Source organism: Flavobacterium sp. Root935, from assembly GCF_001429295.1.
Lineage (GTDB): Bacteria > Bacteroidota > Bacteroidia > Flavobacteriales > Flavobacteriaceae > Flavobacterium.
The window spans coordinates 639,936-662,055 of sequence record NZ_LMJL01000010.1 but is presented as its reverse complement, the minus strand read 5'-3'; the positions used below and the strand labels follow the sequence as shown (position 1 = coordinate 662,055).

The window sequence follows — 22,120 nt, the reverse complement described above, 5'->3', positions numbered from 1 at the left end:
GTGTAAATTTGTGAAAAATTTCTCATTATGAAAAAAATAGTACTTATTGCTTTATTTTTAATTGGTGCTGCGAATGTTCAAGCACAGGAATTAAAATGGTATACAGACGTTAGAGAAGCGATTACTGTAAGTAATAAAGAACAAAAGCCTTTATTAATGTTTTTTACAGGCAGTGATTGGTGTGGGTGGTGCATTCGTTTACAGAATGAAGTTTTAAAAACAGACGAATTTAAAAAATGGGCATCAAGTAATGTAGTTCTGGTAGAATTAGATTATCCAAGAGGTGTTCCTCAAACTCCAGAGCTTAAGAATCAAAATAATGAATTGCAGCAAGCCTTCGGGATTCAGGGTTTTCCAACAATTTTCTTCACCAGTGCAGAATCTAAAGATGGAAAAGTAAATTTTAAAGGTCTTGGTAAAACAGGATATGTTGCCGGCGGACCATCGGCTTGGCTGACTGTTGCAGAAGGAATTGTTCATCCAAAGAAATCATAAGTTTAAAACTAAAATAAATATAAAGCCCCTTACATTGTAAGGGGCTTTTTTTTGTTTAGTAAGAAAAATTTTTCAATCATCTTTCGTCATTTTGAGTATTTTGTATTTTATTATCGATAAAAAAACACATAATGTATTTTTTGTGCTAATAAAAATTGGAAAATTAAAATATTATGTTAATTTCGTCATGCTAATCTAACCAAAACCAATTAATATGACTAAAAAACTACTTATCCTACTGTTTTTTTTAGGTTCATTTATGATGCAAGCGCAAAATCTAGCATGGAGAACTAACATGACCGATGCTATTGCAATAAGTAATGACCAGAAAAAACCAATGCTGATTTTATTCACTGCCTCAGGTGTACCAGAAAATCTTCAAAATGAAATCTTTAAAACTCCTGATTTTGCCGTTTGGTCACGTGATAATGTGATTCTGGTAAAATTAGATTTATCAGACATGAATGCTTCGGATAGTGATCGTGAACAAAATGTAAAATTGAAAAATGCATTTGGTGTTGAAGATCTTCCAGAAGTATGTTTCGCAATGGCATCCGTAAGAAAAAACAAAACTACATTCAGCGCTCTAGGAAAAATTGCCTATAAACCTGGAGGAGCAAAAGCTTGGATTGCAGAATCGAATTCGATTTTACATCCAGCTGAATAATACAATTACATTTAACTTTTATTTTAATTTTTTTAATCCCTTTTTGTTTTTACAGGAAGGGATTTTTTTTGTTTCAAAAAACGTTATAACGATTTAATTTTTTTTGCTAGTGTTTTTTTAACATTTATTAAAAAAATATCGGTTTATTATCAATTTGATTTTTATGCTTAAAACTTGGTTTTTAATTTATTAAATAATTCTTTTGATTCTGTTTTTATATTATTTTAGTTTTAAATACATAACCAAAACCAAATTTTATGCTTCAAAAACTACTTATTCTACTACTCTTTTTGGGTTCATTTTTTGCCAATGCGCAAAATATAATTTGGAAAACAGACATTAATGATGCTGTTGCCACAAGTGCAGAAAAAAGAAAACCTTTATTGATTTTCTTTACAGGTCAAGGAGTAAATCCTCAGCTTCAAAATGAAATTTTTGCTACTCGCGATTTTGAGGATTGGTCTCGTAAAAACGTTATTTTAGTGAAACTAGATCTTTCAGATCCTTCGGTTCCTGATGCAGCTAAAGAACAAAACCTTAGATTAAAAAATGCTTTTGGTATTGAAGAAATTCCGCAAGTTTGTTTTACAGAAGTTAACGTTAGAAAAGGCAAAACTAACTTCAACAAACTCGGTCTCATTTCATATATGTCGTCAGGCGTTAAGGCTTGGATTTCTGAGTCTAATTTGATTTTAAACCCAGAATAAAAAGATTTATAATTTGTAATATCCCTTTTCGTTCGTTGGATGGAAAGGGATATTTTTTTTCAGACAGCTGTTTTTCCACGATTTCTGGATAGTATTTGAATTCGAGCCATCGGCAATTATCAGTTTTGGACGAATGTTTTTCAGTACTCTGTCTAGATTTATTTTAGGGCTCTGAGTAAGAATCAAAATGTCTGGCGCTGCATTAGAAGGAAGAATTCCAGTGCTGTCAATGATTAGAATTTTAGTGTCTTTAAAGTAGAGTAAATTTTTAATCTTTTCTGTTTTGGTTAAAGCAATCGAATTACCAACGAGATACATATTTACACTTCTGCTGTTTTTATTTTTTTCGAAAGTTGTATCTCTGGTAAAAAGAACAGTATTTTTTCCAATTCGTTCTGATATAAGAGTGCTATTTTTTTCATGATAAACAATCAATTCCTTTTCGCTTTCGGTTCTGAATTTAGTGAGAATAAAAGCAAGCTGAATTAAAATTGTAGAACTAAAAACAAGTACGAGTTTAGTGTAATCTGGTTTCTTTAACCATAGAATTACATAAATAATGAAAAGGTAAAAGGTCAATAAATAATAAGAGTTAAAACTAATATCTCGTATAAGAAACGAGTCAATAGAGGCAACGGCATGAATCATTAGATTTAAGAGATAAATGCTTTTTTCAAAAATGATTGTTACAAAGTAAGGCGGACTCGTAAAAATTGCAATTATCATTACCACAATTCCTGCAATCATTATAAATGACAGAACAGGAAGAATTATAATATTAGTGACAAAAAATAAACCTGGAAATTGGTGAAAATAATACAAGCACAAAGGTAAAGTACCAATTTGTGCAGCAAAGGAAACGGTTAAAGCTTCCCAGATATAAACCATCAATTTATTCTTTGGTTTGTAAATGTTTTTTAATAGTGGCTGCAGCCAAAGAATAAAAAACAGAGCCAAATAACTTAACTGAAAACCGACATCAAATAAAAAATACGGTTCAAAAAGTAATATCAATAAGATGGAAACCAATAAGGTGTGGTAAATATTTCCTGTTCTTCGCAAATGATTTCCAATAGCTACAAATGAAAACATTACAACAGATCTCAAAACCGATGGTGATAGACCTGATATTATTGCAAATCCAGCCAGTGAAATTAAAATAGAAGCAAGTTTAATTAAAGAACCCTTTTTTGTGTTTGGAATTGGTTTTAAAATAAAGGTTATGAAAAGCATTATAAAACCTACATGTAAACCAGAAACAGATAAAATGTGCGTTGCTCCAGAATATTGATAATCTTGAATAATGTCTTGTGAAATTTCTTGCTGCTGACCTAAAATCAATGCAAGGGCGACATTCATTTCAGCTTTATTAAATTTTGCTTTTTCGAGGTTTAAAACTATTCTGGAGTGCAGTTTGGCACAATAATACCAAATGTCTTTTGTAATAGTTTTGCTGACTAGTATTTCTTTTTTTTGACAATAAATCTGTGCATAAATTTGTTTGTCGGCTAGGTATCTGCCGTAGTCAAATTGATTCGGATTTTTGTTTGATTTATTAGCCTGTAAAGCCGTTTGAACCTTAATAGTATTCCCGATTATCAATCGATTTTCAGTACTGTCCTTTTGAATGTTAATTATAATTTTTCCACAATAAACCTTATCTGAAATACTTTTAATATGACCAATATAACGATCGCTGTAATCGTTACTTTTGAGTTTTTCTCTAAGAATTATAGTTATTGACTGCGGTTTTTCGAATGCTGATTTGCAATGTGTATAATTATTTTTTTGAAGTTTCTCGGTATGACTTAAAAGTGTTACAGCCCCAATAACGAAAGAGAAGATATACACAGAAACACCAAATATGATATATTTCTTGTTGTGTTTTAGATTCCAGAAATAGCTGAAACAAAATAGTATCAAAGACAATGAAAGTGGAATCATCAGCTTTGAAACAGAAAAATGAGAATAATAGGAAGCAATAACTCCCAAAATAAAGGCAATTGTTATTTTAACTAACGGAAAATCTAATACTTTCATGCTTTAAAAGTATTAAATATTTGTAAGAAAAATAATAAAAAAATGTTTTTTTTAAGGAAGGACTCTATTAACCTGCTCAAAAGAATTTTTATAGTAAGGTTCTTTTATAGAGGAAATGATTACACCTTTTGAAGTAGAAGAATGAACAAATTTAACTTCGTCTGAATTGGCTTCTGTAATTAATCCCACATGATTGATTTGTCTGCTTTTATTAGTTTTAAAGAAAATTAAATCACCTTTTTTGGCGTCATTCAGCGGAATTACTTTTCCAATTTTAGCTTGGTCGTACGAGCTTCTTGGTAGTTTTATATTTTCACTTTCGAATGTGGTGTAAACTAATCCAGAGCAGTCGAAACCGCTTTTTGTAGTTCCGCCAGCTTTGTAACGAACGCCAATATTATCAGTTGCTTTTTCAATCAAATTGTTAACCAGAGTTCTATTTTCTCTTTTAGATTCATTTTTGCTCACGGCAGTTGAAGTCGATTTACAAGAAGTAAAAGCAACAGCCAAAAGCAGAAAAATTATAATTCTCTTCAAAATGTGGTAATTAATTGTTTTTTAAATCGGCAACTATAAGTTTGGCAGTTTTTTTACTCGCGCCAACTCCTCCAAGTTTTTGCTCTAAAATATCATAGTTTTGAAGCAGTTTAGAGCGATAATCCGGTTCTAATAATTTTTGAAGCTCTTCTTTAATTCGCTTTTTGTTGCAGTCAGCTTGAATCAATTCAGTTACAACTTCTTGATCCATAATTAAATTAACCAGCGAAATATATTTTAAGGTAATAATACGTTTCGCGATTTGATAGGAAACTTCACTTCCTTTATAACAAACAACTTCGGGAACTTTAAAAAGTGCTGTTTCGAGAGTTGCTGTTCCGGAAGTTACCAAAGCAGCTGTTGAAGAGCGCAGTAAATCGTAGGTCTTGTTTGAAACAAACGCAATGTTTTTGTTCTTTAGAAACTGCTGATAGAATTCGTATTCCTGACTCGGAGCGCCCGCAATTACAAATTCGTAATCTTGAAAATCATCAACAACACTTAACATTACGCTTAGCATTTTGGTAATTTCCTGTTTACGGCTTCCTGGTAAAACAGCAATAATTGGTTTTTCGCCCAAATTATTTTCTTTCCTAAACAGAGCTTCATCAAATGCAGGCTGATTCTGAATAGCATCGATTAAAGGATGGCCGACAAAATCAACTGGAAACTGATGTTTATCTTCGTAAAAACTTTTTTCAAAAGGCAAAATAACAAACATCTTATCGACGTCTTGTTTGATTGCTTTAATACGGTTTTCTTTCCAAGCCCAAATTTGAGGCGAAATATAATAGTGAGTTTTATAACCTAGCTCTTTTGCCCATTTAGCAATTCGCATATTAAAACCAGGATAATCTATAAAAATAATGACATCTGGTTTAAACTCAGTAATGTCTTTTTTACAGATTTTTATATTGTTTAAAATGGTTTTTAAGTTGAAAACCACTTCTATAAAGCCCATAAAAGCTAGATCTCGGTAATGTTTTACAAGAGTTCCGCCTGCTTTCTGCATTAAGTCGCCTCCCCAAAATCTAATATCTGCTTGAGGATCTTCAGCATACAAAGCTTTCATTAAATTAGATCCGTGTAAATCTCCAGAGGCTTCACCTGCTATTATGTAATACTTCATGATGGTTTTTTTGAAAAATGCTCAAATTATAATTCAGCAATTATTGTAACAAAGCAAAGATAAGATTTAAATAACTAATGTAGAAATGGCCAATACAATCACGGCTAAAATTACGCCTCGAGCCATTAATTCTTTGTTTCTTTTTAAAAGAATTGCAAAAACGCCTAGGTCTAAAAGTGTTCCTAAAGTGATAATTTTTCCAAGATATCCCTGTTGTTTAATGATATGAATACCCGAAGAAATATCAAAATTTGTAAAGAATGTGATGAACAAATAACTTCCTAAAAGAGCGGTAAAAATTCCGATTATAAAACCGACAAGTATTTCTTTAATCATTTAATTTCCATGTATTAAGTTGTTGAATAGAGTGGTGGGCAGTCAAGTCAAATTGTACGGGAACTACAGAAATATATCCGTTTTCCAACGCCCATTCATCTGTATCTTCGCCTTGATCTTCGTTTACAAATTTGCCGGCAAGCCAGTAATAATCTTTACCAAAAGGAGTTTGTCTTTTATCAAATTTTTGGGCGTAGTATGCTTTCGCTTGACGACAAACCTTAATTCCTTTAATTTCTGTTTCTTTCAATTTCGGAAAATTGACATTTAAAACTACGCCCGGTGGCAGCTTATTAGCTAGTGTTTCTAAGGCAATTTTTTTGACAAAAGACTTAATAGGTTCAAAATCGGCATTCCAATCAAAGTCTAAGAGTGAGAAACCAATGGCTTGAATTCCTTCTATTCCAGCTTCAACCGCAGCACTCATAGTTCCCGAATAAATTACATTTATGGAAGAATTTGAACCATGGTTAATTCCCGAAACGCATAAATCTGGTTTGCGTTTTAAGATTTCATTAACTGCCAGTTTTACACAATCTACAGGGGTTCCAGAGCAGCTGTATTCTGCAATTGTGTCATCATCTTTAGAAATTTTATCGAGAAACAAAGTGTTGTTAATCGTTATAGCGTGCCCCATTGCACTTTGGGGTTTGTCTGGAGCAACGACGATTACTTCGCCGATTGTTTCCATAACACTTATAAGAGTGCGTATTCCAGGAGCTAAGATGCCGTCATCATTAGTGACCAATATTAAAGGTTTTTCGGCTTTCATTTTATGAATATTATGTGTAATTTTAACAATTGTAAGATTTTAAAAACAAATGTAACCACAGATTTATCGGGATAAGTCACAAATAATGTAAAATTTGTCAACTAAGTTAAAGAACTTTTTTGCGAATTAAACATTTTTATATCTTTAACAAAAAATTATCGTGACGTTAGCTCTCGTGGCATAGTTTTTAACGTAACTTAGATAAAAAAATTGATGAATGCTATTATAAAGTTTATGAAAAGAAATTATAAGATACTCATAGCCGTATTGTGCTTATCGCTTACATTATTTGCATTTAAGATGAATGCCGATAGAACAATCGACCCTGATCCGAATAGAGATAAAACACTTTTAGAGTTACTAGCATTTGTTATTGAAAAAGGACATTATAGTCCAGCAGAAATAAATGATGAATTCTCAAAAGGGATTTTTAAAGATTATATTGAAGCGCTAGACCCTTCAAAGAGATTTTTCCTGCAGTCGGATATTGATGAATTTAAGCAGTATGAATTAATGCTTGACGATCAGTTTTTGAATAAGGATATTACTTTTTTCAACCTAACTTACACAAGGTTGATGAAACGTATGGAAGAAAGTAAAAAACGTTACAAAACTATTTTAGCTCAGCCATTTAACTATAATGTTGATGAAACTTTTAATGCAGATTATGAGCACATTCCGTATGCGAAAAACTTAACTGAGATTAACGAAAGATGGAGAAAACAAATTAAATTGTCGACTCTTTCTTCTCTTGTTACTAAACAAAAAATCGAAGAAGAAAAGAAGAAAAAAGATCCAGCTTATAAAGAAAAATCTTTTGAAACTTTAGAAAAAGAAACACGCGAAAGTTCTTTAAAATCTCTGGATGATAATTTTAGTGTTATTAAAGATTTGAATAGAGAGTACTGGTTTTCAGTTTATTTGAATTCTATTATGACTCGCTTTGATCCGCATACAAGTTATTTTGCACCTGAAGAAAAAGACCGTTTCGATGTAAACATCAGTGGTAAATTAGAAGGTATTGGAGCACGTTTGACTAAGAAAAATGATTTCACTCAAATTGATGAATTAATTTCTGGCGGACCTGCATGGAAAGGAAAACAACTAGAAGCTGGTGATTTAATCTTAAAAGTTGCTCAAGGAAATGAGGAGCCTGTAGATGTTGTCGGAATGCGTTTGGATGATGTTGTGAAGAAAATTAAAGGCCACAAAGGAACTGAAGTTAAACTTACAGTTAAAAAAGTGGACGGAAGTATCAAAGTAATTTCGATTATCAGAGATGTGGTTGAAATTGAAGAAACTTATGCTAAGTCTAGTATTGTAGAGAAAAATGGTTTAAAATATGGAGTAATTTACCTGCCTAAGTTTTATATCGATTTTGAAAACAAAGATGGACGTGATGCTGGAAAAGATATCGCTCTTGAAGTAGAGAGATTGAAAAAAGAAAACGTCAACGGAATTGTTTTAGACGTACGTGATGACGGTGGTGGATCTCTTTCGACAGTAGTTGATATTGCTGGTTTATTTATAGAAGAAGGACCAATTGTTCAAGTTAAATCTGCTGGTAAAAAGAAAGAAGTTCTATACGATAAAGACAAAAAAATCGAATGGGATGGTCCGTTAGTAATCATGGTGAACAGTTTTTCTGCTTCGGCTTCTGAGATTTTAGCGGCAGCGATTCAGGATTACAAACGTGGTGTAATTATCGGAAGTAAACAAACTTACGGTAAAGGAACGGTACAAAACGTATTAGATTTGAATCAATTTGTTCGTAATGCAAATTATGGAGATCTTGGAGCTTTGAAAATTACAGGACAAAAGTTCTATAGAATCAATGGTGGATCTACTCAACTAGAAGGTGTTCATAGTGATGTTGTTATGCCAGACCGTTACGCTTACCTAAAAATGGGTGAGAGAGATATTGACAATGCCATGCCATGGGATAAAATTGATCCAGCTGATTACAGCACTTGGACTTCTAATGAGAATTTTAATAAAGCTATTATTAATAGTAAAAATAGAATTGCTCAAAATGCTCAATTCAAATTAATTGATGACAATGCAAAATGGATTGACGTTAAGAATAAAGAGAATACTTATAGCTTAAACATTAACAGCTTTAAAGCAACTCAAGAACAGGTTGAAAATGAAGGTAAGAAATACAAACCAATTTTAGATTACAAAAATGATTTGGTTTTTAAATCACTGCCTTACGAAGAAGTTGAAATGAATGCTGATGCTACTTTAAAAGAAAAAAGAGATGCATGGCACCAAGCTTTAGCAAAAGATGTTTATGTAGAAGAAGCATTAAATGTTTTGGATGATTTACAAGGAAAAGGTTTAGTAAAAAATAATGTTTCTCCGAAAATGAAAAAGGATAAACTAGTGAAGTCTTAAATTCGGAAGAATTTAATTTGTTTAAAAACGCTCTATAAATGTTGAATTTATGGAGCGTTTTTTTTGTAAGTTTAGCCCTTAATAAAAATGGTTTTATGAAAAGTTGTATAGTTTTAGTTTTGATGAGTTTTGCATTATTATCTTGTAAAAAAAACAATATAGAGATTAATGAAAGCAAGAATGATAATGAAATAGTTTCTTTTTCAGGAAACTCAAATAGTACAGATTCTTTATATACGTTTGCTTATCTGCCAACATCTACAACAAAACAAATTGTAAAACATCAATATTATACGCTTTCGTACAATGAAAAGTTTGAACAGGCAGAATGGGTGGCGTACGAACTAAAGAAAGAATACTTAAAAAACCATGACTATAAAAGACCTTATTTTATAGAAGATCCAAAAGTAACTACTGGTTCTGCAGATTGGAGGAATTATAAAAAATCAGGTTATGATAAAGGGCATCTTTGTCCTGCGGGAGATATGGAATTTAATAAGGATGCTTATAATGATACTTTTTACACTTCGAACATTTCTCCTCAGAAAAAAGAATTTAATGCTGGAATCTGGAATAGGCTGGAGCAGAAGACACGTTATTGGGCAGGAAAATACAATGATATTTATGTAGTAACGGGCGGAATTCCAAAAGATTCAGACAAAAAAATAGGAACAGAAAAAGTTGCTGTTCCTAAATATTTTTATAAAATTATCTTAGCCAAATCTGGAAAAGAACATAAAGCAATTGCCTTTCTAGTTCCAAACGAAGAAAGCGATAAGTCTATCTATGATTTTATGGTTCCAATCGAGACATTAGAAAAAATGACTGGAATTAATTTCTTCCCGAATTTAAAAAACTTAAAAAGTAGTAAGGACTTTTAATTCGGCAATTGTTTCGATTTGATTCTCAGCTTTAAAAACAAAACTTCCGGCAACCAATACATCGGCTCCGGCTTCTACTAATTGTTTTGCATTTTTGTTGGTAACTCCGCCATCAATTTCAATAAGAGTTGAAGCATTTTTACGTGTAATTAATGCTTTGAGCTTTTTTACTTTATCGTAAGTATTTTCAATAAATGATTGTCCTCCAAAACCTGGATTCACACTCATAATACAAACTACGTCAATATCGTTAATAACGTCTTCTAAGAGATCAATATTCGTATGAGGATTCATAGCTACTCCAGCTTTCATTCCTTCTGCTTTAATCGCCTGAAGCGTTCTGTGCAAGTGTGTGCAGGCTTCGTAATGTACTGTTAATCCGTTAGCACCTAAATCTGCAAAAGTTTTGATGTATCGATCAGGATCGATAATCATTAAATGCACATCGATATATTTTTTCGCATGTTTTGAAATAGCTTCTAAAACTGGCATTCCGAAAGAAATATTCGGAACAAAAACTCCATCCATAATATCAATATGAAACCAATCAGCCTGACTGTTGTTAATCATTTCAATATCGCGCTGTAAATTAGCAAAATCTGCCGCAAGAACTGAAGGAGCAATAAATGTATTTTTCATTTTGTTGTAGTGTGTTGTTTTTTTTTTACAAAGATAAAATTTTTATGCTGTGCGTGGTAATTTAACCGCAGAGTGCGCGAAGAATTTACGCAAAGTCCACGAAGAAATTTCAATTGAGCTTAGTAAGAGTTCAAGCTCGCGAAGCTTTGTGAACTTTGCGTAAATTCTTCGCGCACTCTGCGGTTAAAAACTCAGCTAAATACTAAAAATAAAAAACTCCGGTAATCAGCCGGAGTTTCAATCATCAATCAAAAAACGAACAGTCAATCAAACTGTTGTTTGCGGTAAAATTCCAATTTAAAATAACCAAATTCCAAGCCAATTGTAATTTGGGATTTAAAAAATATTGAAATTTAATATTGTTTTATCCTAAATAAGTTTTAAGGATTTTACTTCTTGAAGTATGTTTCAATCTGCGGATTGCTTTTTCTTTAATTTGACGAACACGCTCACGAGTTAAGTCGAAAGTTTCTCCAATTTCTTCTAAAGTCATTGGGTGCTGGTCGCCAAGTCCAAAATACAAACGAACAACATCAGCTTCTCTTGGAGTTAATGTTTCTAATGAACGTTCGATTTCAGTACGAAGAGATTCGTGAATTAATTCTCTATCTGGATTTGGAGATTCACCAGAACGTAATACGTCATAAAGGTTAGAATCTTCTCCTTCAACAAGAGGTGCATCCATTGATAAGTGACGTCCAGAGTTTTTCATTGACTCTTTTACGTCATTTACAGTCATATCAAGTTCTTTTGCAATTTCTTCAGCAGAAGGCGGACGCTCGTTAGATTGCTCTAATAAAGCGTACATTTTGTTGATTTTATTGATAGAACCAATTTTGTTTAATGGCAAACGTACAATACGAGATTGTTCAGCCAAAGCTTGAAGAATCGATTGACGAATCCACCATACGGCATAAGAAATGAATTTAAAACCACGAGTTTCATCAAAACGTTGAGCCGCTTTAATTAGACCTAAGTTTCCTTCATTAATTAAATCTGGAAGAGTTAATCCTTGATTTTGATATTGTTTAGCCACCGATACTACGAAACGTAAGTTGGCTTTTGTAAGTTTTTCTAAAGCTCTTTGATCACCAGCCTTTATTCTTTGTGCTAATTCTACCTCTTCATCAGCGGTAATTAGGTCAACTTTTCCAATTTCTTGTAGATATTTATCTAACGACGCAGTTTCACGATTAGTTACCTGCTTGGTGATTTTAAGTTGTCTCATGTGTTGTCTCCCTATTTTTTAAAGTGTACAAATGGTTATACGTAATGAGATACAAAAAAGTTACAAAATTTATATTTTTTTTTAAAATTTATAAGTTACGCCAGATTGAATAGACAAACTATATGGTTTAGGTTCTTTGTCATTTTTAAACGTCGTCAGGTAATATTTGAAAATTGGATTAAAATCTAATTGGAATTTTTCGGTTAATTTATAATTGAAACCAAGTCCTAAATTAAAAGATAAATTCATCTTATTCAAGTTTTTAGTAGAACCAATTTCTTCGTTTTTTAAATTGTTAGAAGAAAGAAATAACTGATTAGCATCTGAAAACAAGACACTAAATCCTGTAAAAGCCTCGACACCGTATGGAGTTTCATCTTTTTTGATAGCATAATTAAATTCTAAAGGAATTTCATAATATGATATTTTTTGTACCAATCGAATGTCTTCATCGTTTCCCATTACACTATAAATATCAGTATTTCTCAAAGTCATATTGTCATAATTTACTGTAGACTGGGAATTTAAATGGTTTGCTATTTTTAGATTGATTTTAGAAATACCTGCCTTAAAACCATATTTTCCATACATAGATTTAAAGTAAAATCCGTAATGAGATGTTATCGGATGGCTTTTTGAAACATCATTTAAAGACTCGTTTATTGTGGAGTTATTTGATAACGAACCAAAAATAGCTGGGCCATAGTAAATAGAAACAGAATATTCTGGTTCATTTTCCGATACTTGTTCTGGATATTCTTTTCTAATATATTCTCTTTTAGAAGTATTTTTTTTCTCTTGGTTTTGAGGAATACTGTCTTTTTTAATTGTGTTGAGACTATCTATACTTTTTGAATTTTCACTGCTTTTAGGTACATTTTTTTTACTGTTGATTTCGTCTAATTCTCCTTTTTCTATCAGTTTCTTTGATTCATAAACATTAGAAGGAATTTGTTTTTTTGAATTATTTGCCTTTCCTTTTTTGGTTTTCTTAATCTTATTTTTTGAAATCTTTTTTGGAGATGTACTATTTGATTTTTTTAAAACAGAGCCAGGTCTTTTAGAATTTGTTGCTACCGTTTTATTCTTTCTTATTATGACTTTATACTTTTTCACCACTTCATATTCTTCATATTCATCTGTAGTAGCAACAAGCTTTGAGGATTGTTTTATAAGTTTTTCGGTTCGAGTTTTCTTGATTGTTGTTTTAGTTTCACTTGAATTCCCTGTTGTTTTTTGTGGATTTGGCTGACTCAACAAAATAGAATTATTAATTACATTTTTTGATTGTTTGTTTTTAAAATCGGAAGACTGTTGTTTTAATGATTTAGCAGGTTTTATTTCAGTCTTGCTTTGTTGTGTACTTACTGGCTTTGTTTGATCTGGATTTAGTTGTGTAAATAATATAGAGCCTGCAACTCCAACCATTAATAAACTTGGAATCAGCCAGAATAAAATTCTTCTTTTTCTTTTTTTGTTTAAATCACTTTCAATTGAAGCCCATAAATTATCACTTGGACTTTTGTCCAAATATTCCAATTTATCTTTAAATAATTTACCTATTTCTCTTTTATTTTCCATGGTTTGCTTGATAATTATGGAATGACGTTTTTGAAATGATTTTTTCTTTTAGAATTAATTTTGCCCGATGTAAGTTTGATTTAGAAGTACTTTCACTTATCGATAACATTGCAGCAATTTCTTTGTGTGTATACTCATCGAGTTCATATAAATTGAAGACTAATCGGTATTGATGAGGCAGTTCTTGTATTAATGATAAAAGGAAGTCGATTGGGAAATCAATTTCCTTATCATTAATAATTACTTCCTCTAGGTTATCATCTTTTATGGGAGTTAGGAAAAAGGAATTTTTAAATCTGCTTATTGCTTTATTTATAAGTATCCTTTTCATCCAGCCTTCAAAACTTCCAGTTGCTTTAAAATTTTTGATGTTAGTAAATATTTCAATAAAAGCATCATGAAGCGTGTCCTCTGCTTCAGAATCATTCTGGCAATACTTTAGGCTTACCGCAAAAAGAGTTTTATAATATAAATTATAAAGTTCTTCTTGTGATTTCCTGTTTTGCTTGATGCAGCCTTTTATGATTTGGTCTAAATTCAAAAATGAAACTTGTTATATCGTTTTAATATATGAAATTGATGCGCCGCTTATTCAGAATTCTAAAAGTATCTTACAGCTCTGGCTTTGGTACTATTTTTTTCTGGAATTTTAGGAGTTGTAATTTTTTCTCCTGTTTTAAAGCTTATTGTAAATGCCGAATTTTGATCGGCTTCTGTTGAACTCCAATAATTTGAATTTGTAAAATTGCCTAAATTATTTAAATATAAGTTTTTATAGATTAATTCTAGTTCGCCATAAGATGGTATGAACCAATCGTCATAAATGTCTTGATTAAATAATATCACATCTTTGGCGAGAAGACTTCCGTTATTAATACTATTGCAGACCGCTGGATTTGTGTAATAATTGGCTAGAAGATCATGATAATTTATAATTTGTGCAGTATTAAAATAGCCGCTTCCTATTTCAGGATTTCTCGCTGTCGAAATTGCTGAACCCGCACATCCCCATTCTGAATCTTTTAAATCATTTTTTGAAACTTCTATATAGCGCCATCCAAAAGTGTATTTACCTTTGTCGTAAAAAACAATTCCTTTTGCAGGTCCTGTATCTCCTATTTTATAGTTGTTTTTTGTTTCGTATATGAGTTGTAATTTTATGTTTTTGTCTGCTATTTTAATTGTAATATTAGTGCCGTTCATTTCTACTGCTCCATCAATACTCCAATATTTTGCCGTTTCTGATTGGCCGTCTAATTTTATGTTGATATGCAGCTTATCATCTACAAATAAAAAGAACCAGTTTCCGTTGTATTCTTGATTATTGAAGTAAAAAACTAAAGTACCATTTGAATTTATCAAAAATCTACCGCTTAAATAAGTGTTTTCTAGAGTTTGAGAATAAGTTACTTTCCAGTAATAATCTAATGGTCTGTCTAGTGGAGGAGAAATTAATCCGTTGCAATAAGCTATAATATCTTCTCTAGTACAGTTTTTAAGGGCAATGCTTAATTCTGTATTATTGTTTACAGAATAAACCGTGTTATCTGCTAAAGTAGTTGAAATAGGATAACTAATGCTTAAAGATTGATCTGTAGAAAGATTATCCAAGATTTTACTAAATTCTATATCGCTTAAAATATATTTTATGCCGATCGGATTTTGATTGCGATCGTAAACTTTTAAACTTAACGGGTAAATAAATTCTACACATGGAGGTGCTTCTCCTTCTTGAAGCGTTTTTTTTGATGTTGTTTTCTGCAAAGTGTTATACAATTCAGAATCTTTTTCTATCAATTTGCCAAATTCTCCAGAATCTAAATTAAAGGCTTTGTGTGGATTATCTTGAAATTCAGAACATCCAAAAATAAAAAAAAGAGAAAATATAATTACCGCTGTTTTTTCCTTAAAGTTTTTCATTGTAGTGACTTTTAGCTTGGTTTTATACTATAGTCTCAATAAGTAAAAAAGGTTGCGTGAGAATTAATAAAAAAAAACCTTGATCAAAACTAGTTTGATTAAGGTTTTTATAGGTTTATATAAAAAGAGAAATATTATTTTACTGTAATGCTTTTTGAAATATATATCGGCTGTCCACTCTCGGTAAAGCCTTCTAAAACGACTTCAAAATCTCCTTTTATATCAGAAGTATAAAATGATAAATTATCTTCTTTGGTTTCTAATTTAATATTTGGCTTCCATAACAATTGATATCTGTAATCTGGAATTCTTTGTAATTTATTTCCAGCTGAGTAATCGGGATTATTGTAAACTTTTTCAGGATTTGGACGCTGAATTTCCATTGTCTTTAAATATTTCTTCGCATAGTTAACTGAGAATTCGTTGTCTTTGGTTTCAAAACTAACCAAACCACCATACAAATTCGGACCATAAACGTAAGGTTCTGTAATTAAGCTTACTTTATTTACATTAGCCATATTGTAATCAAAAAGATCACTCGGATCTTGAATCAATAATCCATCAACAAGAACCAATGGCGGACCATAAATTTCTAAATCTTTTTGTAGATTTCTAACGTGAAGCTGGTATTTGCCATTATTTCTTCTGTAATAAAGTTCTATAATGACTTCAACTATATTTTCTTTTAAAGTTGGAAATCTAGTATAATCATCTAATACATATGTTTTTTCAACTGTACTAAAGAAAGGATTCATAACGGCTTCTGTAACTAAGCTGTCTTTTTTAATTTGATAATAAGCATTTTGAATTTGGCTTGCAGTAGATCTTTCTTCGATATCTTTTTTCAGATCTGGAGACAAATTAAGCTTAGATGTGAATTGCAAAGAAGAAGTATCAAACTTTGGAAATGCATCTAAATTGATTACGAAATCATTTTGTTTATCATCCAATACCTGCAATATTGCATTTGGGAAATTCGGAAATTGATCTAATAAGAAAGCAAATTTTCCTTGAGCATTTGTTCTAACAATTTTTAATACATATTCTTTTCCAGGTAGAGATAAAGCAATCGATTTGTTGCTTACATCGCGATTTGTATTTGATGTAATGCTTCCAGTAATTAGCTCAGACCTAATTTCTGGAATATAATTAAAAGTGTTTGGCGTATTAACGTAGCTTTCGGCTGATTTTTTAGCAAATTCTGAAGCTGTAAGTTGTTTTATGGTCGGAATTTGGTCTATTTTTCGAATTGAAACAGAATAGTTCCCTTTTTCATTTGCATCAGTTAAAGTTTTTAATTTTAAATTGACTTTATCTCTTGTGTAATAACTTTCTTTATCAAACTCAAAATCAATTCTTTTGTCATTTCCTGAATTAGAATTTATGTTCTGAATTGCAGTAGTTTTTTTCGTTGGATCAGGAATATCAAAAGTAATATTATCATTTGGTTCTTGAGTTTGAAATGGATTTATGATGAAAATATCTATTTCATGTTTCTGAGAATTTACATTATTCAACATCCATTTGGTGTAGGCGATAACTTTATAATTTCCAGTTTTTAAGGTTGTAGGGATGAAATATTCACCATTTCCGATCCCGTTGTCCAGATATATTTTATTTTTTTGAAGTGACTTTTTCTCGCTGTCAATAAGTTCAACATAAGCAATTTTACTTATTTGGCTCGTTTTATTATTCAGCGGATTCAGACAGTATAATTTGAAGAAAAGTGTTTCTCCAGTCAAAAATGTTGTAGTGTTTGAGTGCAGAAAAATAGTTTCCTGATCTGAGATACTAGGTACGGCATTTTTGTTTTGCGAATTCTGAGAAAATACAAATGTGCCTTGAATTAACAAAGAGATCAAAAGTGTCAATTGTTTAATTCTGTCAAGAATATTAGTTTTATTATGTATAGAAAGGTGTTTCATGAGATTTAAAAAGTATTAATCTATCCAAAAAGGAGGAACGATATTAGATGAAAACGTTGTACAATCACCACATGCTGCTTTAACCATAGAATATGATGAACCGCTAGAAGATAAATGAACTAAATAACGGCTTAAAATTGCAGAACGTAATTGAGTTCCGTTGCAAGGAGGGTCTCCTAAACAATCTACAAATTGTCTCACATTACAATCACTTTCATAATAGGGAGGAAGAGGCTCTTTAGGGAATAAATCTGCATAATTAAAGAAGATCCTATCTGATGAAACTGAAGATACTTCAAAAAATCCAATCACTTTTTCTGTTGGATTCTCTACAGACTTTATATTTCCATAGAAGAAACCAGGTTGCTTTGGTGAAAGAACACTTCCTGAGCTCGATAAATCTCTTAAAGTTTTATAATAAGTATAGGCTGCTAAATTTTGAACATATTGTTTTACAAAAATAGTGTAACGGTGAGTGATTATATAGTTTTGATTACTAATAAAGCGTACAGGAAAATTAACTTTATCTTCACTAAGACTATTTGTGTTATTTAAAATTATTTCGTCCGATTTTTTTGTTGAGAAGCAAGTTTTAGTCTCTTTTGTTCTAAGGCTTACAAGAATATCTTCTCTTGCAGGCATTGCTGGCGTTCCTAACTCTGGATTTGCAGGGACAGCAGGAACATTTACTATCGAAGTTTCAAATGGACTCCATAACGGAGATTCAATTTTGTACGTTTCTACATATTCATACCTGTAATATTTTGAAGTATTACTAGGGTCATAGCTGTTTACATTAATTTGTACACCTCTTTCTCCTTTAACATTCTCGACAGTTGCAGTTAAATTATCAATTTTGGTTTCAGTTGTTAAAACTTGTTCGTCAGAAGTATAATTTTTTCCAGCACTTGTTCTAATTTTCAATTGATATTTTCTTCCTGGCTCTGCTTTAAAAGGAGTAATAGATGCATATAATGTATCTTTTTCTTCAAATTGATACTCATTTCCTTGATCGTCAGAAACAGAAACATTGGCACCTTTTTCTAGTTTTGGACCAGTTTCTTCAAGCTCATAAACTTGAGAAAGTCTTATAGTTTGATTTTTAAGTTCATTAGTAATAGTTCCTTCTACGACAAGAGCACTTTCAAAATCATTATTCTGAAAAACATATTGTTCAGTACAACTGCTGGCAGCAACCGCCAGAATTACGAAAAGAGAGATTTTATATATGAAATTTTTCATGATTTTAGAACTTGAAATTGTATGTAATACTTGGAATTGGAATAGAGAAAATAGATGTTTTATAGGCTTTAATTTGTCCTTCTTTTGTAACAAAGAATACTGAATAAGGATTATTGCGTCCCAATACATTATAAACAGATATATTCCAAAAGCTATGTGCTAACTTTTTGATTTTGTGATTTCCTTCGATGTTCAAACCAATGTCAAGTCTGAAATAATCTGGAATTCTAAATTTATTACGATCACTATATACAGTGTATTGTTCATTACCATAATCATATCTTCCAATAGGATATGTAATTGGTCTTCCTGTTTGATAGATAAAGTTACTAGAAAAACTGTAACGTTTTGTAATTCTGTAGTTTAAAACAGCGCTAAAGTCATGCGGTTTATCAAAATTAGAAGCAAAATATTTTCCGTTATTTACTTTTTCTGACTGAAACTGACTGTCTAGTTTTATTAAAGATCTCGAATAGGTATATCCAAGCCATCCGTTTAATTTGCCTACTTGTTTCTTTACTAAAACTTCTATGCCATAAGCTTTCCCTTCTCCTTGTAAAAGTTCAGTTTCAATGTTTTCATTAAGTAACAATTCGGCACCAACTTTATAGTCTAAAATGTTTTTAGATCTTTTGTAATATCCTTCTAAACTAAGTTCAACATCACCATCTTTTAAATTTTTATATAAACCTAAAGAAACTTGCTGAGCACTTTCTGGCTTAACATTCAAATCAGAAAGTTTCCAAATATCGGTTGGAGACTGAGTTGTGTTATTAGAGAGTAAATGAATGTATTGATATGTTTTATCATAACTTGCTCTCACAGAAAAGTCATCCGTCAAGAAATATCTAGCAGCAATTCTAGGTTCAAGTCCGCCGTATCTTTTAATTACCTCATTTTTGCCGTATGTTTTGGTTTCAATTACTGTAGCATCGTTAATAGGTGCATTCGGTTCGTAAATTCTTTGAGTAGATTTTCCTAAGGCAGCAAAAGTCGAGTAACGTAAACCAAAATCAAGTAAAAACTTATCACTTATTTTAAAGTTGTCACCAATATATGCTGCAGATTCTAAACCTCTTTCTGTTTCAACATCAATTGGAATTAAAGTCGACTGCGGATTTGTTGGATTTAAATATCCCGGGTCAACAGAGTACAATTTTGTTGAAAGACCATAGCTGAACTTATGTTTTTGATTGTATAAATAAGTCATTTTTAACATTGCTTGAGTTTCATCAATTTTATACCCAAAATCAAAATTATCTACTCCTTCAGATTGATAATCAATGTTGAATTTGTATTCACTATTAGTTACGATTAATGAACCTTTATTTTTCTCGTTAAAAGTATGATTCCATTTTAATGTAGCTAATCTGTTGCTGTATTTGTATAATGAATCTGAAGATACGCTAAATTTATCATGGCTGTAATAAAGTGTAGATTCGATATCGTTGTTAGCATTTATTTTATGATTGTATTTTAAGATGAAATCATAGAATGATGCCTGGCTGTTTTTTAACTTCTCGTCATCTAAGCTTTTTAAAATCCAATCAGAATAGGTAGCTCTTCCTCCAGCAACTAAACTTGATTTTCCTTTTACAACAGGTGTAGAAAGCATCAAATTGCTGGTTACGGGACCAATACCGCCTTCTCCCTGAAATTTGTCTACATTACCGCTTTTTGAAGTAATGTCAAAAACAGATGATAATCTTCCTCCGAATTCAGCAGGAATGCTTCCTTTATAAATATCTACTTTTTTGGTTGTATAAGGGTTTAACGCTGTAAAAAAGCCAAAGAAATGTGATGGATTATAAAGAGTCGCGTGATCTAGTAAGAATAAATTCTGATCTTCTTTACCACCTCTAACATTGAAACCAGAAGATCCTTCTCCAGCCGTTTTTATTCCAGGCATTGTTAAAGCAACTTTTAAAATATCGCGTTCACCAAGAACCAAAGGCACATTTTTAATTCCTTCAGAATCAATTGTTGTTACACCCGTAATGGCAGATTTTGCGGCCTTACTTTTATTTGTTTTAATGAGGACTTCATCCAATTGGTTTACATTATCTGTCAACGAAAAGTTTAAAGATCCGTCATTATAAACCATTATATTTTTAGTGACTTTGTTATATGAAAAGCTATCGGTTTCAAGAACATTTAAACCTCCTGGAACTTGAAGGCTGTAATACCCTTTTTTATCGGTAGTAGCAGAAAATTCCGAATTAGGAACTTTTACCATAACGTTTGCAAGACCAGAATTGTTTTTTCCACCTTTTACAAATCCAGTAATAGTGTAAGTTGCTTTCTTTTTCTGATTTTTTACCTCTTTACCAATCAGAATAAGGTCTCTAACGTTTTTGTTAGGATTTCTTGAATTTGTTTTCTTTATAGAATCATATTGCTGATAAAATATTGGGGTCGTCATCTGACCATTTTCATCTCTTTCAAGAGGAATTCCAAAATAATCGTCAGGTAATTGACTATAAATAATGCTGTTATTGGTTACGATAATTTTATTTTCAGAAATATAAAAGTTAAAGCTTGTATTCTGAAAAACATCTTCTAGAACTTCACCAACTCGAACTTCTTTATATTGCTTTGTTATTGAAACACTATCGTTTTCAAACCATTTTTCATCAAAATAGAATTTGTAATATGATACTTTCTCGATATCTTGTATAGCAGTTTTTATATTGGCATTCTTAAATTCAACGGTTATTTTGTCACTAATTACTTGAGAATAAATTATTTGTTGAAAGGCTATTAAAAATAATATAAGAGTAATTTTTTTCATTTAATTAGAGCTTTTTTTTAAAAGACCATTGATTTGTTTCGTTAGATTTTCCATAAATTGATTTTTATTGGAATCTTCTAATTTCTTGTCTGTTTTATAAATACCATTTATTTCCTTTTTATAATCTGGGAAGATTTTCTTAAAATCTTTTTCGGATTCTACCTTATAGAAATAGTTTTTGTATTTTATAAAATAGTTGATTTTATAAATGTAATTGTAGTAAACAACATCGGACTGAAGCGACTTTACCTTTTCTTTGAAATGTTTGGTATAAAGAGAAACATTATCGCCAACATATGTTTCTTCGTAAATGCCTTTTATAAGTGAAGGGAATTTAACTGATTCTTCTTTTAAGTTGACAAATTTTTTATTTTTAATAAAGAAATAATCAACCTTTTGCGTGATCAAATTTATAGGTAAATTTTCTGAAGAACCATTCTGCTTGTAAATAACTTGATCCAGCAGAATATCATATTTTAAGTTAACATTTGAGTAAATCTGACCTTCATAACTAATATCGCCCAGATTAAACTCTTCTGTATAATATCTATTTTTTCCAGCTAATGGACGAAAGGGTTCGCTATGAACAATTCCGTTATTAATATTTAAATTGTCTTTTCCGACTGCCTCATCGAAATAATCGTATAATGATGATTTTTCAACAGATTGTGAATGTAAATACGATATGTTTAAGAAGGTGCCAAATATCAAAAGATAAATAGCTTTTTTTTGATAATTTTTCAAAGGAAATGTGGTTTATTGTTTTTTGGATGATTGGCTTCAAAAGTATTAAAAAAAATGTTATAAAAATCACGCAAAAGTGTTAAAATGTA

19 protein-coding genes are annotated in these 22,120 nt (G+C 31.1%); 5 read left to right on the top strand and 14 right to left on the bottom strand.

The window, feature by feature from the left end; translation table 11 throughout:
- The first annotated feature begins 27 nt into the window (after positions 1–27).
- The 3 genes from ASE40_RS13795 to ASE40_RS13785 all read left to right on the top strand — a co-directional run bounded on the left by ASE40_RS13795 (position 28) and on the right by ASE40_RS13785 (position 1,869).
- Positions 28–495 carry a thioredoxin family protein gene (locus ASE40_RS13795; RefSeq protein WP_057117640.1) on the top strand — a complete coding sequence of 156 codons (468 nt, stop codon included), beginning with the start codon at positions 28–30 and terminating at the stop codon, positions 493–495.
- Between the two features lie 214 nt (positions 496–709).
- The gene (locus tag ASE40_RS13790) at positions 710–1,162 is read left to right on the top strand and encodes a hypothetical protein (RefSeq protein ID WP_057117639.1); all 453 of its coding nucleotides are present in this window, start codon (positions 710–712) and stop codon (positions 1,160–1,162) included.
- A gap of 257 nt (positions 1,163–1,419) precedes the next feature.
- Positions 1,420–1,869 carry a hypothetical protein gene (locus tag ASE40_RS13785; RefSeq protein ID WP_057117638.1) on the top strand — a complete coding sequence of 150 codons (450 nt, stop codon included), beginning with the start codon at positions 1,420–1,422 and terminating at the stop codon, positions 1,867–1,869.
- A 6-nt stretch (positions 1,870–1,875) separates the two neighbouring features.
- On the opposite strand, the gene ASE40_RS13780 is transcribed toward ASE40_RS13785, so the two are convergent.
- The 5 genes from ASE40_RS13780 to surE all read right to left on the bottom strand — a co-directional run bounded on the left by ASE40_RS13780 (position 1,876) and on the right by surE (position 6,683).
- Positions 1,876–3,909, bottom strand: coding sequence for a ComEC/Rec2 family competence protein (locus tag ASE40_RS13780; protein WP_057117637.1), 2,034 nt, complete (start codon positions 3,907–3,909; stop codon positions 1,876–1,878).
- Between the two features lie 51 nt (positions 3,910–3,960).
- The gene (locus tag ASE40_RS13775; protein ID WP_057117636.1) at positions 3,961–4,446 is read right to left on the bottom strand and encodes a C40 family peptidase; all 486 of its coding nucleotides are present in this window, start codon (positions 4,444–4,446) and stop codon (positions 3,961–3,963) included.
- A 10-nt stretch (positions 4,447–4,456) separates the two neighbouring features.
- Positions 4,457–5,575, bottom strand: a complete 1,119-nt coding sequence (gene lpxB / locus ASE40_RS13770; protein WP_057117635.1) for a lipid-A-disaccharide synthase — start codon at positions 5,573–5,575, stop codon at positions 4,457–4,459.
- Between the two features lie 66 nt (positions 5,576–5,641).
- Positions 5,642–5,911: a hypothetical protein gene (locus ASE40_RS13765; protein ID WP_057117634.1), complete on the bottom strand. Its 270-nt coding sequence runs from the start codon at positions 5,909–5,911 to the stop codon at positions 5,642–5,644.
- Positions 5,904–6,683 (bottom strand): 5'/3'-nucleotidase SurE, encoded by a 780-nt coding sequence (surE, locus tag ASE40_RS13760; protein WP_057117633.1) that lies wholly within the window; start codon positions 6,681–6,683, stop codon positions 5,904–5,906. The genes ASE40_RS13765 and surE overlap by 8 nt, the downstream gene beginning before the upstream one ends.
- A 213-nt stretch (positions 6,684–6,896) precedes the next feature.
- Here surE and ASE40_RS13755 point away from each other — a divergent pair, with 213 nt between their 5' ends.
- Both ASE40_RS13755 and ASE40_RS13750 read left to right on the top strand, forming a co-directional pair.
- The gene (locus ASE40_RS13755; RefSeq protein ID WP_057117632.1) at positions 6,897–9,080 is read left to right on the top strand and encodes a carboxy terminal-processing peptidase; all 2,184 of its coding nucleotides are present in this window, start codon (positions 6,897–6,899) and stop codon (positions 9,078–9,080) included.
- Between the two features lie 95 nt (positions 9,081–9,175).
- The gene (locus tag ASE40_RS13750; RefSeq protein ID WP_057117689.1) at positions 9,176–9,961 is read left to right on the top strand and encodes a DNA/RNA non-specific endonuclease; all 786 of its coding nucleotides are present in this window, start codon (positions 9,176–9,178) and stop codon (positions 9,959–9,961) included.
- Here the strand turns inward: ASE40_RS13750 and rpe are convergent.
- The 9 genes from rpe to ASE40_RS13705 form a co-directional block, all read right to left on the bottom strand.
- Positions 9,938–10,600 (bottom strand): ribulose-phosphate 3-epimerase, encoded by a 663-nt coding sequence (gene rpe, locus ASE40_RS13745; protein WP_057117631.1) that lies wholly within the window; start codon positions 10,598–10,600, stop codon positions 9,938–9,940. The two genes, ASE40_RS13750 and rpe, sit on opposite strands and share 24 nt — an antisense overlap.
- Before the next feature lie 364 nt (positions 10,601–10,964).
- A complete protein-coding gene (locus ASE40_RS13740) occupies positions 10,965–11,828 on the bottom strand; it encodes an RNA polymerase sigma factor RpoD/SigA (protein WP_007804760.1) in 864 nt (287 codons plus the stop codon).
- Positions 11,829–11,909: 81 nt separating this feature from the next.
- Positions 11,910–13,409, bottom strand: coding sequence for a porin family protein (locus ASE40_RS13735; RefSeq protein ID WP_057117630.1), 1,500 nt, complete (start codon positions 13,407–13,409; stop codon positions 11,910–11,912).
- Positions 13,399–13,950 carry an RNA polymerase sigma factor gene (locus ASE40_RS13730; protein WP_057117629.1) on the bottom strand — a complete coding sequence of 184 codons (552 nt, stop codon included), beginning with the start codon at positions 13,948–13,950 and terminating at the stop codon, positions 13,399–13,401. The genes ASE40_RS13735 and ASE40_RS13730 overlap by 11 nt, the downstream gene beginning before the upstream one ends.
- A 59-nt stretch (positions 13,951–14,009) precedes the next feature.
- The gene (locus ASE40_RS13725; protein ID WP_057117628.1) at positions 14,010–15,329 is read right to left on the bottom strand and encodes a hypothetical protein; all 1,320 of its coding nucleotides are present in this window, start codon (positions 15,327–15,329) and stop codon (positions 14,010–14,012) included.
- Positions 15,330–15,463: 134 nt separating this feature from the next.
- Positions 15,464–17,254: a hypothetical protein gene (locus ASE40_RS13720; protein WP_057117627.1), complete on the bottom strand. Its 1,791-nt coding sequence runs from the start codon at positions 17,252–17,254 to the stop codon at positions 15,464–15,466.
- A gap of 15 nt (positions 17,255–17,269) precedes the next feature.
- The gene (locus ASE40_RS13715) at positions 17,270–18,496 is read right to left on the bottom strand and encodes a DUF4249 domain-containing protein (protein ID WP_057117626.1); all 1,227 of its coding nucleotides are present in this window, start codon (positions 18,494–18,496) and stop codon (positions 17,270–17,272) included.
- 4 nt (positions 18,497–18,500) lie between these two features.
- Positions 18,501–21,287, bottom strand: a complete 2,787-nt coding sequence (locus tag ASE40_RS13710; protein WP_057117625.1) for a TonB-dependent receptor domain-containing protein — start codon at positions 21,285–21,287, stop codon at positions 18,501–18,503.
- Positions 21,288–22,031: a hypothetical protein gene (locus tag ASE40_RS13705; RefSeq protein WP_128414975.1), complete on the bottom strand. Its 744-nt coding sequence runs from the start codon at positions 22,029–22,031 to the stop codon at positions 21,288–21,290.
- Positions 22,032–22,120 lie beyond the last annotated feature (89 nt).